The organism is Nocardia sp. NPDC050717 (assembly GCF_040654275.1).
In the GTDB taxonomy this organism is placed as follows: Bacteria; Actinomycetota; Actinomycetes; order Mycobacteriales; family Mycobacteriaceae; genus Nocardia.
In genome coordinates this window covers 299,065-314,851 of sequence record NZ_JBFAHR010000003.1, presented here as the reverse complement: position 1 = coordinate 314,851, position 15,787 = coordinate 299,065, and the positions used below count along the sequence as shown (strand labels likewise).

Annotated in this window: 10 protein-coding genes; 6 read left to right on the top strand and 4 right to left on the bottom strand. The window is 70.5% G+C overall.

The window, feature by feature from the left end; genetic code table 11:
- Window positions 1-56 precede the first annotated feature (56 nt).
- A complete protein-coding gene (eccB, locus tag AB0H56_RS09865) occupies window positions 57-1,565 on the top strand; it encodes a type VII secretion protein EccB (RefSeq protein ID WP_357159886.1) in 1,509 nt (502 codons plus the stop codon).
- A 54-nt stretch (window positions 1,566-1,619) separates the two neighbouring features.
- On the opposite strand, the gene eccA is transcribed toward eccB, so the two are convergent.
- Window positions 1,620-3,461 carry a type VII secretion AAA-ATPase EccA gene (gene eccA, locus AB0H56_RS09860; protein WP_357159883.1) on the bottom strand — a complete coding sequence of 614 codons (1,842 nt, stop codon included), beginning with the start codon at window positions 3,459-3,461 and terminating at the stop codon, window positions 1,620-1,622.
- Between the two features lie 157 nt (window positions 3,462-3,618).
- On the opposite strand from eccA, the gene eccD reads away from it, so the two are divergent.
- Genes eccD through eccCa form a run of 3 tightly spaced genes read left to right on the top strand, consistent with a single transcriptional unit; the run spans window position 3,619 to window position 10,558 of the window.
- A complete protein-coding gene (eccD, locus tag AB0H56_RS09855) occupies window positions 3,619-5,079 on the top strand; it encodes a type VII secretion integral membrane protein EccD (protein ID WP_357159880.1) in 1,461 nt (486 codons plus the stop codon).
- Complete coding sequence (gene mycP, locus AB0H56_RS09850; protein WP_357159877.1) at window positions 5,076-6,485, top strand: type VII secretion-associated serine protease mycosin; 1,410 nt, start codon at window positions 5,076-5,078, stop codon at window positions 6,483-6,485. The genes eccD and mycP overlap by 4 nt, the downstream gene beginning before the upstream one ends.
- A gap of 11 nt (window positions 6,486-6,496) precedes the next feature.
- Window positions 6,497-10,558: a type VII secretion protein EccCa gene (gene eccCa / locus AB0H56_RS09845; protein WP_357159874.1), complete on the top strand. Its 4,062-nt coding sequence runs from the start codon at window positions 6,497-6,499 to the stop codon at window positions 10,556-10,558.
- Here eccCa and AB0H56_RS09840 read toward each other — a convergent pair.
- Together AB0H56_RS09840 and AB0H56_RS09835 are read right to left on the bottom strand one after the other, a co-directional pair.
- Window positions 10,555-11,145: a GNAT family N-acetyltransferase gene (locus AB0H56_RS09840; RefSeq protein WP_357159870.1), complete on the bottom strand. Its 591-nt coding sequence runs from the start codon at window positions 11,143-11,145 to the stop codon at window positions 10,555-10,557. The genes eccCa and AB0H56_RS09840 overlap by 4 nt on opposite strands.
- Window positions 11,142-11,951 (bottom strand): GntR family transcriptional regulator, encoded by an 810-nt coding sequence (locus AB0H56_RS09835; RefSeq protein ID WP_357159867.1) that lies wholly within the window; start codon window positions 11,949-11,951, stop codon window positions 11,142-11,144. The genes AB0H56_RS09840 and AB0H56_RS09835 overlap by 4 nt, the downstream gene beginning before the upstream one ends.
- 281 nt (window positions 11,952-12,232) lie before the next feature.
- Here AB0H56_RS09835 and AB0H56_RS09830 point away from each other — a divergent pair, with 281 nt between their 5' ends.
- Complete coding sequence (locus AB0H56_RS09830; RefSeq protein WP_357159864.1) at window positions 12,233-12,625, top strand: DUF4254 domain-containing protein; 393 nt, start codon at window positions 12,233-12,235, stop codon at window positions 12,623-12,625.
- 1 nt (window position 12,626) lies between these two features.
- On the opposite strand, the gene AB0H56_RS09825 is transcribed toward AB0H56_RS09830, so the two are convergent.
- Window positions 12,627-13,931, bottom strand: a complete 1,305-nt coding sequence (locus AB0H56_RS09825; protein WP_357159861.1) for a MinD/ParA family protein — start codon at window positions 13,929-13,931, stop codon at window positions 12,627-12,629.
- A gap of 334 nt (window positions 13,932-14,265) precedes the next feature.
- Between AB0H56_RS09825 and AB0H56_RS09820 the strand changes: the two genes are divergently transcribed.
- Window positions 14,266-15,384, top strand: a complete 1,119-nt coding sequence (locus tag AB0H56_RS09820) for a hypothetical protein (protein ID WP_357159858.1) — start codon at window positions 14,266-14,268, stop codon at window positions 15,382-15,384.
- Window positions 15,385-15,787 lie beyond the last annotated feature (403 nt).

The window sequence follows — 15,787 nt, the reverse complement described above, 5'->3', positions numbered from 1 at the left end:
CGGATTTACGGTACCGTGTCCGACGAGATGGTGATCAATGCAGCGATGGAGTCCCTGTGCCGGCACAGCTGACAACCAAGGCGCAGGTCAACGGTTATCGTTTTCTGCTGCGCAGGCTCGACCACGCGCTCGTGCGTCGTGACGTGCGCATGTTGCACGATCCGATGCGGTCGCAGAGCAGGTCGATGATGGTCGGCGCGGTGCTCGGGCTGATCATCGTGGCGGGGGCGGCGATCCTCGGTTTCCTCAAGCCGCAGGGGGCGATCGGCGACGCGTTGATCGTCACCGGGAAACAGAGTGGCGCCATGTATGTGGTCGTCGAGGCCAAAGAGGGGGAGAAGACCCTCCATCCGGTGCTGAATCTCGCCTCCGCGCGACTCATCGCCGGTGACGCGCAGTCGCCGAAATCGGTGAAGGACGACAAACTCGGTTCGCTGCCGCGCGGCCCGCTGCTCGGCATTCCCGGCGCCCCGGCCGCGATGCCCGGCTCCAAGCAGGGTTCGAGCTCGAACTGGACCCTGTGCGAGACCACCCAGCTCTCCAGCGCGGGCAGCGCGGCGGGCACCAACGGCGGCCTCACCACCGCCATCGTCGGCAAGCCGGAGACCGGTGACCGGATCGGCCCCACCGGCGCCGACGACGCCCTGCTCGTGCGGCACGACGACAAGACCTATCTGGTGTACCGCGGGACCAGAGCCGAGGTGGACCCGACCAACTCGGTGATCACCCGCACCCTCGGCCTGAGCGGCCAGCACGTCCGCCCGATCGGGAGCGCTGTGCTCGGCGCGACCACCCAGGCCCCGCCGCTGGCCGTGCCTGCCATCGATCGCGCGGGTGAGCCCGGCCCCGGCAAACTGTCGAATGTGCCGATCGGCGGCATCATCTCGGTCACCGGGGTCCAGGCCGCCGGTCAGGAGACGATGTACGTGGTCCTCGCCGACGGCGTGCAGCGCGTCTCCGAATTCACCGCCGACCTGCTGCGCAACACCGATTCCCGGGGCATGCGCGAGATCGCCGAGCTGGCACCGGACGTCCTCGACCGGATGCCGATCCTGGAGACCCTGCCGATCACGGACTTCCCCGAGCGCAAGCCGCGCATCCTCTCCGCCGAGGACGCGCCGGTGGCCTGCGTGAACTGGGCCAAGGATCCGGGCGAGGCCACCGCGCAGGGCAAGACGGTGGACGGCCCCGCCGAACGCGCCACAGTGACGTTGCTGGCCGGGACGAAGTTGCCGCTGGCCGATTCGGCCAAGCCGGTGACCCTCTCGACCGCCGACGGCTCCGGCGACCGGATGGACGCGGTGTACCTGCCGCCGACCACCGGCGAATACGTGCAGGTCACCGGCGCCGAGCCGGGCAGCCTCCGCCGCGAATCGCTGTTCTACGTGGCCGACAACGGGATTCGCTACGGCATCCCCGACGCCGCCACCGCCGCGGTGCTCGGCCTCGGTGACAAGCCGCGCCTGGCGCCGTGGTCGATCATCGGACAGCTGGTCCCCGGGCCGACACTGTCCGCGAAAGACGCGCTGACCAGCTACGATTCGCTGCCCTCCGCCACCAAATAGCCGAAACGCACGGGGCCGGGCGCGTCTTCGCGCCCGGCCCCGTGTCGTCGGTGGTCACGCCAGGTTCGGCAGCTGTCCCACATTGAGGGTGGCGACGATGCTGGTGAGCGCGGTCCGCATGTCCGGCTCCTCGATCCGCATGAGCACGTCGTCGTCGACCTCGGCCAGGTCGATCCCGTCGGTGTTGGCCAGCCGGAACTCGCGTTCCTCCTCGGCGGCCTCGATGACATTGCGGATGAAGCGCCCGTTACCCGCGAGGTCGACACCGCGGCGCGGCTGCCCGCTCTGATCGGTGCTCTCCATGTCGTAGAGGTGGCGGCAGGTCTCGATCAGGGTTTCCAGCGCCGCGGGGGAGAGCTGCGAATCCCGGCCGCCGGCGACGATCTCACCGATCTGGCCGAGTTCCTCGGCGGTGTAGGACGGGAACTGCAGACGCTTGGCGAAGCGGGAGGCCAGACCGTCGTTGGCGGCGAGCAGACGGTCGATCTCGCCGTCGTAGCCGGCGATGATCACGACCAGCCGGTCGCGGTCGTTCTCCATGCGGGCCAGCAGGGTGTCCACGGCTTCGCGGCCGAACGCGTCACCGCCGGACAGACCGGTCTGGATCAGCGTGTACGCCTCGTCGATGAACAGCACGCCGTCCATGGCGCTGTCGATCAGCTTCTCGGTCTTGATGGCGGTGCCGCCGAGGTTCTGGCTGACGAAGTCGACACGCTTGGCCTCGACCACCTTGTCGGTCTTCAACAGCCCGACACCGCAGTAGATCTTGGCGACCACGCGCGCGATGGTGGTCTTACCGGTGCCGGGCGGGCCGGTGAAGGCCAGGTGCTGGCCGCGCGACTGGCTCGACAGGCCCTTGCCCGCGCGGATCTTGGCCAGCTGTGCCGAGGACTGCAGCTTGGCCACCTGGTTCTTCACCGAGGCGAGGCCGACCTGCTTGTCGAGCTGTGCGCGAGCCTCGGCGAGCACGGTCTTGGCACGGTCCTCCGCGGCGGCCTCGTTCATCGAGGCCAGCGTCGGCGCCGAGGTGGGGTCCCACTTGTCGGTGCGCGCGTCGATCACCTCGCGGCTGGTGACCACGATGCGGAAGGTGCGGTCGCGCATGGCGGTGGTGTTGGCCGCGAAATCGGGGAGCTGCGAGTAGACCTGCTCGAACAGCTTCTGCGCCTCGGCCTCGTTGCCGGCCTCGCGCAGGCACAGGCCGCGGTTGTACATGGCGGTGAACTTGGCCGACGGAATCGGGCCCGCCTCGGCCTGTTCCATGCGCCGGATCGCCTCGCCGAACAGGCCGAGCTGCGCGCAGGCCGTGCCGACCATGACATTGGCGCCGGTGGCCAGGTACGGATCCTTCCAGTCCTCGGAACCGGCGAGCACGGTCATCACGTCGGGCCAGCGCTGGGTGTTGTAGTGCAGGATGCCGCGGATGTAGGCGCAGATCCGGTCGTCGATGGCCTTGTCCGGATCGTCGGGGCGGCCCGCGCGCAGCTTCGCCAGCTCGTCGAGCACCTGCTCGGCCTGGTCGTAGTCCTTGTCGGCGATCAGCTGCGAAGCCCACGCCAGCCAGATCTCGGTGAGCCCCGCCAGGGGGTAGTCGATGTAGAGGCCGGGCAGGAAACGTCCCGCCATGGCGCGCGGCGCCAGACCCAGCCTGCGCTGCTCCCGACCGAGCGAATCCAGGCTGGTGCGATGCAGATTGAACAGCACCTCCTTGGTCACCTCGCCCGCCGCCGCGCGGCCGAGCCACGCGTCACACATCGACGAATCCCATTCCGTCGCGCGCTGGAAGGCCAGCTTCGCGTACTCGTCGTCCCGCGCGGACTCCTGACCGTCGATGGACAGACCGAGCGAGAGGACGCCCGCGTCGAAGGCGCGCTGAGCCTGGCGAATATCTGGCATGTGGTGTCGAACCCCGAAATCTTCGTCTGGTGGACAGCTGGTGTTCAATCCGGCGGAAGCACTTCGATCGCGCCGGTTTGCCCTGTCCGTTAGATTAGGTAACGCTGCCGTGTGGTCGCAACGGAAGTAGTCAGCTACGACTGAGAGTTCATCACTGGTGTCGACGTTGTTAGGCAATGAGCCCGAACTATGCCGAGTTTCAGTGATCGGGGGTGATACGCAGCTCGACATCGGCCTGCCCGCCACGGTCCCGATCGCCGGATTCATCGGCGATCTGGTGGCGCTGATCCGATCGCGGGATCCGCGCCTGCCGGACGGAGACGAGGACTCCGCCCCGGTCCGCGCCCAGCACTGGACGCTGGCCCGGCTCGGCCAGGACCCCCTCGCGCCGAGCCGCACCCTCACCGAGGCCGAGGTCTACGACGGCGAGCTGCTGGTCCTGAGCCCGGTGACCCGCAAGGAGTCGCCCGCGCTGTTCGACGACGTCATCGACGCCGTATCCCGGCTCACCGCAGGCGAGTTCCGCGGGTGGTCCGGCTCGGCCGCGCGCTGGACGGGCCTGATCCTGGCGACCGTGTCGATCCTGGCCGCGCTCGTGCTGCTCGCGGTCTCGCGCGCCGACAGCGACCCGCTGGTTCCCGCCTTCGCGCTGCTCGGCACCGGCATCGCGGCCTCGGCCGCGGCCGGTATCGCCGCCCGCAAGTTCACGGATCCGATTACCGCCAACTGGCTTTCGCTGGACGCGCTGCTGCTCATGTTCGGCGGCGGCGCGCTGGTGGTGCCCGGCCAGCTCGGCGCGGGCAATGTCCTGCTCGGCAGCGTGGTGCTGCTGGTCACCGCGGTGATCGGTTATCGCGTCACCGGGATCGGGGCAGGCCTGTTCGCCGCCGCGATCACGCTCAGCGTCTTCGGCGCGGTGGCCGGAACGATCTATCTGATCTGGCATCCGGGTCTGGCCAAGCTGTTCGCCGGTGTGCTCGTCGCCGCGGTGATCCTGCTGTCGTCGGTGCCGCGGCTCGCGGCGGTGACGGCCAGGCTGCCGATTCCGCCGGTGCCGACCGCGGGCGGGGCGATCGACCCGGCCGACCACGAACAGCGACCGACCATCGAGGGCATCGGCGCGGTCGGCGCGATCGCGCTGCCCTCGGCGGCCGGGCTCGGCGAGCGGGCGCGGGTGGCCAACCAGATCCAGACCGGCCTCGTCGTGGCCTGCGCGCTGGCCGCGCTCGTCGGCGCGGTCGGGGCGGCCGACCCGTTCGGTCCGTTCCATTCCGGTGGCGTCGCCCTGGCCGCGGTCACCGCGATCGTGTTGTGCCTGCGCGGACGTTCCTACGCCGACCTGGTGCAGGCCGCCACGCTGATCACCGCGGGCGCGCTCATCGTGCTCGCGCTGCTCACCGGCCTCGGACTCGGCCACGACGCGCTCGAATTCGTCGCGGTGGCACTGCTGTTGGTGACGGCGGGCGGCGTCATCGGGTTCGGCGTGATCGGCCCGCACGTCGAGGTGACGCCGGTGACAAGGCGGATGATCGAGATCTTCGAGTACCTGCTGATCATCACGATGGTCCCGCTCGCGCTGTGGGTCATGGATGTGTACTCGACCGCCCGCAACATATGACGCGGGTACCCATGCGCCGCGCGCTGTTCCGGCTGACCTGCGCGGCGACCGTGCTCGGCGCGGTCGCCGGGTTCCCGGCACCCGCCGGCGCCATCGCGCCACCGCGCATCGACCCGGGCGCGCTCGACGCGGCGCTCGCGCTCAGCGGCAGACCCGCACCGCTGGAGGCGACCGAACAGCGTGAGCTGTGCGCGGAACCGGTGCTGCGGGGCAGCCCGCCCAGCGAGCCGCCCATGTCGCAGCGGGTCCTCGACCTGCCCTCGGCCTGGCAGTTCAGCCGCGGCGCCGGGCAGAAGGTGGCGGTGATCGATACCGGTGTCAACCGGCATCCGCGCCTGCCCGCGCTGCAGGCGGGCGGCGACTACGTCAGCGATTCCGACGGCACCGTCGACTGCGACGGCCACGGCACCCTGGTGGCGGGCATCATCGCCGCCCGCCCGTCGCCCGACGACGCCTTCGTCGGGGTGGCGCCCGACGCGGAGATCCTCGCCATCCGCCAGCTCAGCCTCGCCTACGACCGCAAGGACCGGCAGGGCTCGGTGAAGGAGGACGGCGCGCTGCGCAGCGACGGCTACGGCAGCGTGCTCACCCTCGCCGGCGCGGTCGTGCGCGCGGTCGACATGGGCGCCACGGTCATCAACATCTCCGAAGTCGCCTGCACCGCGGCCGGTTCCAACACCGCCGATGCCGCGCTCGGCGCCGCCGTCAAGTACGCCTACGACCGCAATGTGGTGGTCGTCGCGGCCGCGGGCAACGTGGAGCAGGGCGGCCCGTGCCAGAACCAGAACGAGGGCAGCGGCTGGAGCGCGGTGACCACCGTCCCGTCGCCCGCCTGGTTCACCCCGTACGTGCTCTCGGTCGGCTCGGTCGACGCCGACGGCAAACCCTCGGCGCTGTCGCTGCGCGGACCGTGGGTCGGTGCCGCCGCGATCGGCCGCAACATCGTGTCGCTGGACAGCAAGCCCGGCGGCACCGGCCTGGTCGACGGCGTGCAGACGATGGAGGGCGTGCAGCCCGTCGACGGAACCAGTTTCGCCGCACCGTATGTCGCCGGGCTGGCCGCGCTGATCCGGTCGCGGTTTCCGGAACTGTCCGCGCAGCAGGTGATCGATCGGATCACCCGCACCGCGCACGCGCCCGGCCGCGGCCGCGACGACGCCATCGGCGCAGGCTTGATCGACCCGCTGGCCGCGCTCACCGCGCCGCTGCCCGCCGAACCGCCGAGCAAGGGCGCCGATGTCGGTCATCCGATCGCCGCGCCGTACGAGGCGCCGGAACCGGATCCGCGACCGCGCCAGGTCGCGATCGCCGGATCGCTGACCCTGTTGGCCGCCTTGGGAATCGGCGCCGCGTTCGGTTTTCCGTTCCGCAGGCGCGGTGCCGATCTGAACCAGGAATTCGAGTAGTAGAGGGATCGATGGCAACCGAAGGTTTCGTCCGTCGCCCCCGGATCGCGCCGCCGCGCGCACCGGGCGGTGAAGTCGCGCTCACCCCGCCGCCGGAGATCCAGCGCGCCATCCCGTCGCCGCTGATGATGAAGCTGATGCCCGTCATCATGGTGGTCGCGGTGGTCGGCATGATCGCGATGATGGTCTCGATGGGCCGCAATCTGCTGGCCAATCCGATGATGATGATGTTCCCGATGATGATGCTCATGTCGATGGTCGGCATGATGGCGGGCATGCGCGGCGGCGGCCCCAAGCGCGCCGTGGAACTCAACGAGGAACGCAAGGACTACTTCCGCTACCTCGACCAGGTGCGTAAGGACGTGCGCAGCACCGGCACCAAGCAGCTCGAGACGCTCGGCTGGAGCCATCCCGAGCCCGCCGATCTGCCCTCGCTCATCGGCAGCAGGCGCATGTGGGAACGCCGTCCCAACGACCCCGACTTCGGGCACGTGCGCGTCGGCGTCGGCAGCCACCGCCTGGCCACCAAGCTGGCCCGGCCCGAGACCGGTCCGCTCGAGGATCTGGAACCGGTCTCGACCGTCGCGCTGCGCCGCTTCGTCCGCACGCATTCGGTGGTGCACGAACTGCCGACGGCCGTCTCGCTGCGCGCGTTCCCCGCCATCAACATCGGCGGTGACCTCGACGAGGGCCGCGAGCTCGTGCGGGCCATGCTGATGGAGCTCACCACCTTCCACGGCCCCGACAATCTCGTCGTCGCCATCGTCTGCGCCGATCCCGACACGCACTGGGCATGGGCGAAATGGCTTCCGCACGTGCAGCATCCGTCGGTCCGCGACGGGCTCGGCTCGGCGCGGATGATGTACACCTCGCTCGGTGAGCTCGAGTCGGCGCTGCAGGCCGAGCTGATGGAACGCGGCCGGTTCATGCGCAACCCGCAGCCCACCCAGGGCAGGCTGCACATCGTCGTGGTGATCGACGACGGTTACATCAGCGGCAACGAACGCATCATCAGCGAATCCGGTCTCGACTCGGTGACCGTGCTCGACCTGACCGCACCGGAGAACGGCCTCGCCGCCCGCCGCGGCCTGCAGCTGGTGGTCGCCGACGGCGCGGTGTCCGCGCGCAGCGCCGCCGGGGTGGAGCGCTTCGCCACCGCCGACGAGGTCAGCGTGGCCGAGGCGGAGGCCTTCGCCCGCGGCCTGGCCCGCTACCGGCTCGCGACGGCCGCGCAGATCGTCAGCCTCGGTGAGGGCACCACGAGTGACCCCGGCCTGATGGCGTTGCTGCGCATCCCCGACGCCGCCCAGATCGACCCGGCCAGGGTGTGGCGTCCGCGCACCGCGCGCGAGCGGCTGCGCGTGCCGATCGGCATCACCCCCGACGGCACCCCGGTCGAGATCGACATCAAGGAGTCGGCCGAGAACGGCATGGGCCCGCACGGCCTGTGCATCGGCGCCACCGGTTCCGGCAAGTCGGAATTCCTGCGCACCCTGGTCCTTTCGCTGGTCACCACGCATTCGCCGGACGCGCTGAACCTGGTGCTGGTCGACTTCAAGGGTGGCGCGACCTTCCTCGGGCTCGACTCGCTGCCGCACGTGGCCGCGGTCATCACCAACCTCGAGGACGAGCTCTCCCTCGTCGACCGCATGAAGGACGCGCTGGCCGGTGAGATGAACCGCCGCCAGGAACTGCTGCGCTCGGCGGGCAACTACGCCAACGTCAACGACTACGAGAAGGCGAGGGCAGCGGGCGTTCCGCTCGATCCGCTGCCCGCGCTGTTCGTCGTGGTCGACGAGTTCTCCGAACTGCTCTCGCAGAAGCCGGATTTCGCGGAGCTGTTCGTGATGATCGGACGCCTCGGCCGCTCGCTGCACGTGCACCTGCTGCTGGCCTCGCAGCGGCTCGAGGAGAACAAGCTGCGCGGCCTGGAATCGCACCTGTCCTACCGGATCGGTCTGCGGACCTTCTCGGCCAACGAGTCCCGCGCCGTGCTCGGCATCACCGACGCCTACCACCTGCCCAGCGTGCCCGGCGCAGGCTACCTGAAAAGCGATGCGTCCGAACCGCTCCGGTTCAACGCCAGCTACGTCTCCGGTCCGTACGTCGCGCCGGTCGGCACGGTCGTCGACGACGACGGCGCGCCGGTGGGCGGGCAGCGGCCCGTGGTGTTCACCGCCGCGCCGGTCGAGGTCACCGAGGTCGAGCCCGAGCAGACCGAGGACCCGATCCTGCGCGGCCGCCCGGAGCTGCCGCCGCCCCCGCCGAGCGGGCCCACCGGCGAGGAGGGCATTCCCGACTCGCTGCTCGATGTGGTCGTCAAGCGCCTGACCGGGCACGGCCGGCCCGCCCATGAGGTGTGGCTGCCGCCGCTGGAGGAATCGCCGACCGCCGACATGCTGCTGCCCGACCCGGACTGGCGTTCGCCGGTGAACCGGCACGGTCAGCTGTGGATGCCGATCGGTGTCATCGACAAGCCCTACGAGCAGCGCCGCGACGTGCTCACCATCAATCTCGCAGGCGCGCAGGGCAATGTCGCCGTGGTGGGTGGCCCGCAGTCGGGCAAGTCGACCACACTGCGCACGATCATCCTGGCCGCGGCCGCCACGCACAGCCCCGAACAGGTGCAGTTCTACTGCCTCGACTTCGGTGGCGGCTCGATGGCCGGTCTGGTCGGGATCCCGCACGTCGGCTCGGTCGCGGGCCGCCTCGACGGCGACCGGGTGCGGCGCACCATCGCCGAGCTCACGACGCTGATGCGGCAGCGCGAGGAACGCTTCGCCGAACTCGGCATCGAATCGATGGCGGAGTTTCGCAGGCGCAAGTTCTCGGCGCTCGAGGCCAGGCAGATCAACGGCACCACCGCCGCGCCCGGCGACCCGCTGGCCGCCGACCAGTTCGGCGACGTGTTCCTCGTGATCGATGGCTGGGGCGCCATCCGCGAGGAGTTCGACATGCTCGAGCCGCTGATCAACGCCATTGCCACGCAGGGCCTCTCGTTCGGTGTCCACCTCATGATCGGCGCCTCCCGCTGGGCCGAGATCCGCCCGGTGGTCAAGGACCAGATCGGCACCAGGCTCGAACTGCGTCTCGGCGACCCCGGCGACTCGGAGATGAACCGCCGTACGGCGCACCAGGTTCCGGTCGGCAGGCCCGGCCGCGGTCTCACACCCGACCAGCTGCACATGCTGATCGCCCTGCCGCGCCTTGACTCCGACTCCGACCCGTCGACCATCGCCGACGGCGTCACCCGAGCGCGCGAGGAACTCATCGCGCTCTACCCGGGCAGGCGGGCCCCCGAGGTGCGCATGCTCCCGCTGAGCTTCCCGCGCGATCAGGTCGTGGCCGCGGCCAAGGAACAGGGCGTCACGCTCGACCGCACCAAGGTCGCCGTCGGCCTTGGCGAGTCCGAATTGCAGCCGCTGATCCTCGATTTCGGCGTCGAACCGCACTTCATGGCCTTCGCCGACGTGGAATGCGGCAAGACCACGCTGCTGCGCAACATCGTGATGAGCATTGCCGAGCAGTCCGACGCCTCCGAGGCGCGCGTCATCCTGATCGACTATCGGCGCACCATGCTCGGTGTGCTCGAGGGCGACCAGCTGGCCGGCTACTCCACCTCGTCGCAGACCTGTGGGCCGATGATCCAGGAGGTCGCGGCCTACCTGGCCAAGCGAATCCCCGGTTCGGACATCACCCAGCAGCAGCTGCGGGAACGCAGCTGGTGGTCGGGCCCGGAGATCTATGTCGTCGTCGACGACTACGACATGGTGGTCACCGGTTCGGGCAACCCGTTCGCCCCGCTGCTCGAGTACCTGCCGCAGGCGCGCGACATCGGCCTGCACCTGGTGGTCACCCGCCGCATCGGTGGCGCGTCCCGCGCGCTGTACGACCCGGTGCTCGGCGCCATGAAGAACCTGTCGGTGCAGACGCTGATCATGAGCGGTTCGCGTGACGAGGGCAAGCTGATCGGCGACGTGCGCCCGAGCAAGATGCCGCCCGGCCGCGGCACCCTGGTCTCGCGCAGCCAGGGCATCGAACTGGTCCAGATCGCCGACCTGCCCCCGCTCTAGCCGGGCAGCCCGCCGAGCAGCGGCTGGGCCCCGGCGCGGCGGTGGCGTCGCACCGGGGGCGCCCGCCAGCTGTCGGTGCGGCGCTCGAACAGCGCGCAGGACGGTCCGCTGGCCAGCGGACCCGCGATGCGGGCCAGGGTGAAGCCCGCCCTGCGGTAGTAGTCGTGCAGCTCGCGATTGGAGGTCCAGGCGTCCAGCCGGACCCAGTCGCGGTGCTTCTTCTCGGCGAGGCGGGCGGCGTGCTCGAGCATCCGGTGCCCGATCTGCAGGCCCGCGAAGTGCAGGTCGACGATCATGAAGTGCACGATCATCGATTCGGCCAGCTCCCACGGCGCCCACAGCCCCGGATCGGCGCGGTGGTTGACGGTGATCGTGCCCGCGGGCTCGCCGTCGACCTCGGCGATCCAGGTCTCGCCCGCGTCGAGGGCCCTGCCGACGGCACCGGCGAAGATCTCGATGGGCCGCCCGCGCCCGGCCACCGTCCACTGATCGGAGCCGCGGGTGGTGAGCCACGCGGTCCGTTGCACGCGCAGCCGGCAGATCAGCGGTAGGTCGCCCAGGGTCGCCGGGCGCATCCCCACGGTCATGGCAATGCGACGGCGGATCCGGGTGCGATGCCGAGGGTGTGGGCGATGACGGCGGTGCCCGCCGCGTCGCCGAGCTGGTAGGCCAGCCGGTTGCGGCCGGCCAGGGAACGATGCCGGGTCGCCCGGGTGACCCGTTCGTGGTTGGCGCCGATACGCAGGTGGTCGAGCAGGACGGTGCCGGTGGCGACGCCGAGCACGGCCGCCTCTTCGGCGGTCGCGGGACGCGCGGCCAGGGTGTCGCGGTGGGCGGTCTCGCCGTAGCCGCGGTCGGCCAGGCGACGGGTGGTGCCTTCGGGAATGTCATGGGGGGAGTCGATGCTCGCCGCTTCGGCGAGATCGCGTGGGTAGAAACTCACCTCCCACGACCACGGTTCGTTGTCCAGGTACTGCACCACGGTGCGGGCCAGCACCCAGGAGTCGACTCCGACGCCGAGCCAGTGCGCGACCTGATCGTCGGCGGGCTCCATCCTGGTGCTGAATTCCTTGGTCGGCTCGCGGTTGGCCGCGCGTGCGATCTCCTCGAAGATGTCGTGCGCCGAGCGTGGCCGGTCGGGGCGGATGTGGTCGGTGACCACGGATTCCAGCACTTCCTGGTTTCGGACGATGGTGCCGCGGGAAGTCGCTGTGTAGACGAGATTTTCGGCGACGAGAACCTGGATCGCGTTGCGCGAGGTGGTGATCGAGACCTGCATCTGCTCGGCCAGCTCGGAATGGCTGGGCAGCCGGTCGCCCGGTTTCCACGTGCCCGCGCGGATCTCCTCGCGGAGGAGGTCTGCGATCCGGAGGTAGGTCGGACCGTCCGCCATCATGCTCCTCGGTAGGTCGTGCAGGTAACGAAGTGTACTCGTCTGGGTTACCTACGGCCGAGTAATGCTTGACAGTGAGCTTGCGAGGTTTATTGTAATGAACGTCCTGATCCGGTGCTGTGCGGCGACGACGGCGAGGCAACGTGGCTGGTGCGGAGAGTTCCACGGTAGTAATGGCTTTCCCCGACACATTGCGGTGTGTCGATCCCGCCGGTCCACCGGCGTCTTCCGGTCTACTGCCACTTTCCGATCTGCTCGTCCGGGCGTGTCGCGGACACCGCGTGGTGGGCGGACCGCTGCTGTGGTTCGCGCGCGATCTCGCGGTGCTGCACGAGAAGCGGATCGTCGGCCGCGGCGGATTCGTCGACACCGATCCGGTGGTCCTGCGTGAGATCGACTGTCGCCGCGCCGAACTCGTGCTCGCCATCGACGACTGGGTGCACCGCGGTGTCCCGCAGCACCGCCTCGGCGCCACCCTGCACACCGAGACCATCGGCGCCGTCATCGACCGCCTGGCCGAGTCGTCGGTGCGCGCCCACCACGCCCTGATGACGATGGCCGCCCACGACGAGATGCTGCACGGCGCCTGGCACCACCTCGCCGAGCTCGCCGACGCCTACGACGACCTGGTCCGCGAGGTGACCGCGGGCCGCCGCCGCCTGCCGGAGTGGTGAGCTAGCCGAAGTGGCGGTGGTCGACGCCGAATTCGTCGGCCACGGTGGCCGCCAGTTCCACGTAGGCCCGCTTGGTGGACTTGTGCAGGCGGTGCAGGTCGATCTCGGCGCCCTCGGACAGGTGCTCGTCGTAGGGGATGATGTGCACGGCGCGGCACCGCGAGAGGAAGTACTCGCGGAGCTGCTGGACGCCGACATTGGGGGAGCCCTCGCGCGGCAGGTTGATCACCACCACCGCGTTGCGGACCAGATGGTCGTGTCCGTGCAGGGACAGCCAGTCCAGGGTCGCGGCGGCGCTGCGGGCGCCGTCGATCGCCGCCGAGGAGATCAGCACCAGCGAATGGGCCAGATCGAGCACGCCGCTCATCGCCGAGTGCATCAGCCCGGTGCCGCAGTCGGTCAGGATGATGTTGTAGAACCGCTGCAGGATCCGGGCCACCGCCCGGTACTCCTCGTCGTTGAACGCCTCCGACGCGGCCGGATCACGTTCGCTGGCAAGCACTTCCAGTCGGCTCGAACCCTGCGAGGTGTGCCTGCGGACGTCGGAGTAGCGCTGGATCGCCGGATCCAGCAGCAGGTCACGCACCGTCGAGCGGGTCTGCAGCGGGACGCGCTGCGACAGGGTGCCGAAGTCGGGGTTGGCGTCGACCGCGATCACCCGGTCGCCGCGGATCGAGGAGAAGATCGAGCCGAGACCCATGGTGGTGGTCGTCTTGCCGACGCCGCCCTTGAGTGAGAGCACCGCGATCCGGTAGTCACCGCGCACGGGCTGGCGGATGCGCGCCACCAGTTCCTGCAGCCGCCGCTCCTCGGCGGACATGCCGGGGTTGATGGCGCCGCCCGAAACATGGTGCACCGCTTTGCGCCAGCCGCTGCCCGGCGTCTTCTTGGCGCGCTTGACCGGGACGTTGTCGAGCGAGGGCGGCTGATAGCCGTGCTGCTGCGGCGTCGCGCCCCACTGCCCGTGACCGGGCTGCTGGTACTGCGGCTGGGCGGGTTGCTGGTACTGCTGGTTCCATTGCGCGGCACCGGCATCCACCGGTACCCACGTTCCGTCGGGCAGCTGCTGCATCTGCGGCACGCTGTTCGGCGGCTGAGCCGGGCGGCCGTCCGCGTAGGCCCAGGTGCCGTCGGGCCGCTGGATCGGGAGTTCGGGCGAGCTGGGCGTCTGCTGATGCTGGGCCGCCGGCTGCGCGAATTCACCGGAGCCGTAACCGGACTGCTGCCCGGCGCCCGGCTGGGCGTAGTCCCCGCTGGGTGCCTGATTCTGCCCGCTCCGCAGACGCGGGTCGTCGTGGCGGAACATCTCGGTCTGCGCGTCGGCCGGAGTACCCGCCCCGGGCGAAGGATCACCAGGGATCGAGTTGTACTGCGCGCCGGGATGAGCCGGTGTCCGCGTCGCATACGGCGACTGCGAATCAGGACCGGGCGCCTGCTGCGGACCACCGGAGCTGTACGGCGATCCCGCACCGGCCGCGGAACCACCGGTGGCATAAGCGTTCCGGTAGTCGCCCGGCGCGAACGGCTGCTGGTCGTAGCCGCCCGCAGTGCCCGTTTGCGCGGGCCCGGTGTTCGGTGTGCCGGTGCCTGTGTGGGCCGGCCCGGTGTTCGGTGTGCTGGTGCCTGTGTGGGCTGGCCCGGTGTTCGGTGTGCTGGTGCCTGTGTGGGCCGGCCCGGTGGTGGGCGGCTCGGTCGTGCGGGTCGCGGCGGAGTCGGCGGGTGCCGAGACATTCGCGCCGGCGGTGGCCGGGGCGGTGCTGGTGTCAGCGGACGGCGATTGTGGCGTGACCGGTGGTGCGCTCGCGGAGACGTCGTTGCGCCGGGCCGGGGACCCGGTCTCGTCGAGGCTGTGTCTGCCTACTCGATCGGGAGTACCCGCGGAGCCGTCGGTGGTCGGCGCGGTCTGCGCGGCGGCGGACGGCGATCCGATGGTGCCGATCGGGCTGTCGGCAGCTTCGAGCGGATTCCGGGTTTGCTCCGGGCTGCTTTCGGTCGGCGAACTTGTGCCGGGTCGCGCGGCGGTGGGGGTGCTGGACGCGCTCGTTTCGGTGGCGGCGTCGTCAGGCATCGACCACGCGCCGGGCACACCGCTGGTCGGGGAGGTCGCCGACGAAACGCCTTGGCCGACAGCGGGATCGGCCGTCCGTGGCGATGTGGTCTGCGCCCCGTCGCCCGACGTGGTCGACGGGTTCTGCTGCGCGGTGGGAGCAGGGGCGGTGAGCCGCGGCGGTACTGCCGGCGGGTTCGCCGCGGTGTTCGGGCGCGGCGGTGCGTCCACCGAATCGGCGGAGTACGTCGGGTCCGCGGCTGTGGCCTGGTGCGATGTCGGGTCGCTCGGGCGCGGCGGCAGTTCTGTGGACAGCGCGGGGTTCCGGTCGGCCCCGAGCTGGTGCGACGTCGGGTCACTCGGGCGCGGCGGCAGTTCTGTGGACAGCGCGGGGTTCCGGTCGGCCCCGAGCTGGTGCGATGTCAGCTCGCTCGGGCGCGGCGGCAGTTCTGTGGGCGGCGCGGGGTTCCGGTCGGCCTCGAGCTGGTGCGATGTCGGGTCGCTCGGGCGCGGCGGCAGTTCCGTGGACGGCGTGGGGCTCGCCTCGGTCGTGGCCGGACGTGTGGACGTGTCTGCCCGATCGGCGGGGCCAGTGGGCCGTGCCGAGGTGTCGCGCGGGTCGGTCAGGCGGGGCGGGGCCTCCGTCGGTTGCGGGCGTGCGGGCGGGTCGGGGAGCGGCGGCGGGGGCGGAAGGTCGGGCAGCTGGCGCTGATTCGTGCCGAGGGGAGTGAACCCGTTCGACGGCGGGGAAGGCGTGCGGGTCGGCAGCGACGGACCGGCCTGAGCGGTCGGGCCGCCCTGCGCGGGGAGCCCCGGCTGACCCGGACCACTGGCGAGGGGATTCGCGGACGTCGGACCACCACTCGTGCCCGGTTGGGAGAAGGGCTCCGGCGCGGAAGGATCGCCTCCGGTCCCCGGTTGGGAGATTGGCCCCGGCGCTGAAGGATCGCTGCCGGTCCCCGACTGAGAGAAGTGCCCGGGTGCGGAGGGTCCACCGCCGGTCCCCGACTGGGAGAACGGCCCGGGTGCGGAGGGTCCACCGCCGGTCCCCGACTGGGAGAACGGCCCGGGTGCGGAGGGTCCACCGCCGGTCCCCGACTGGGAGAACGGCCCGG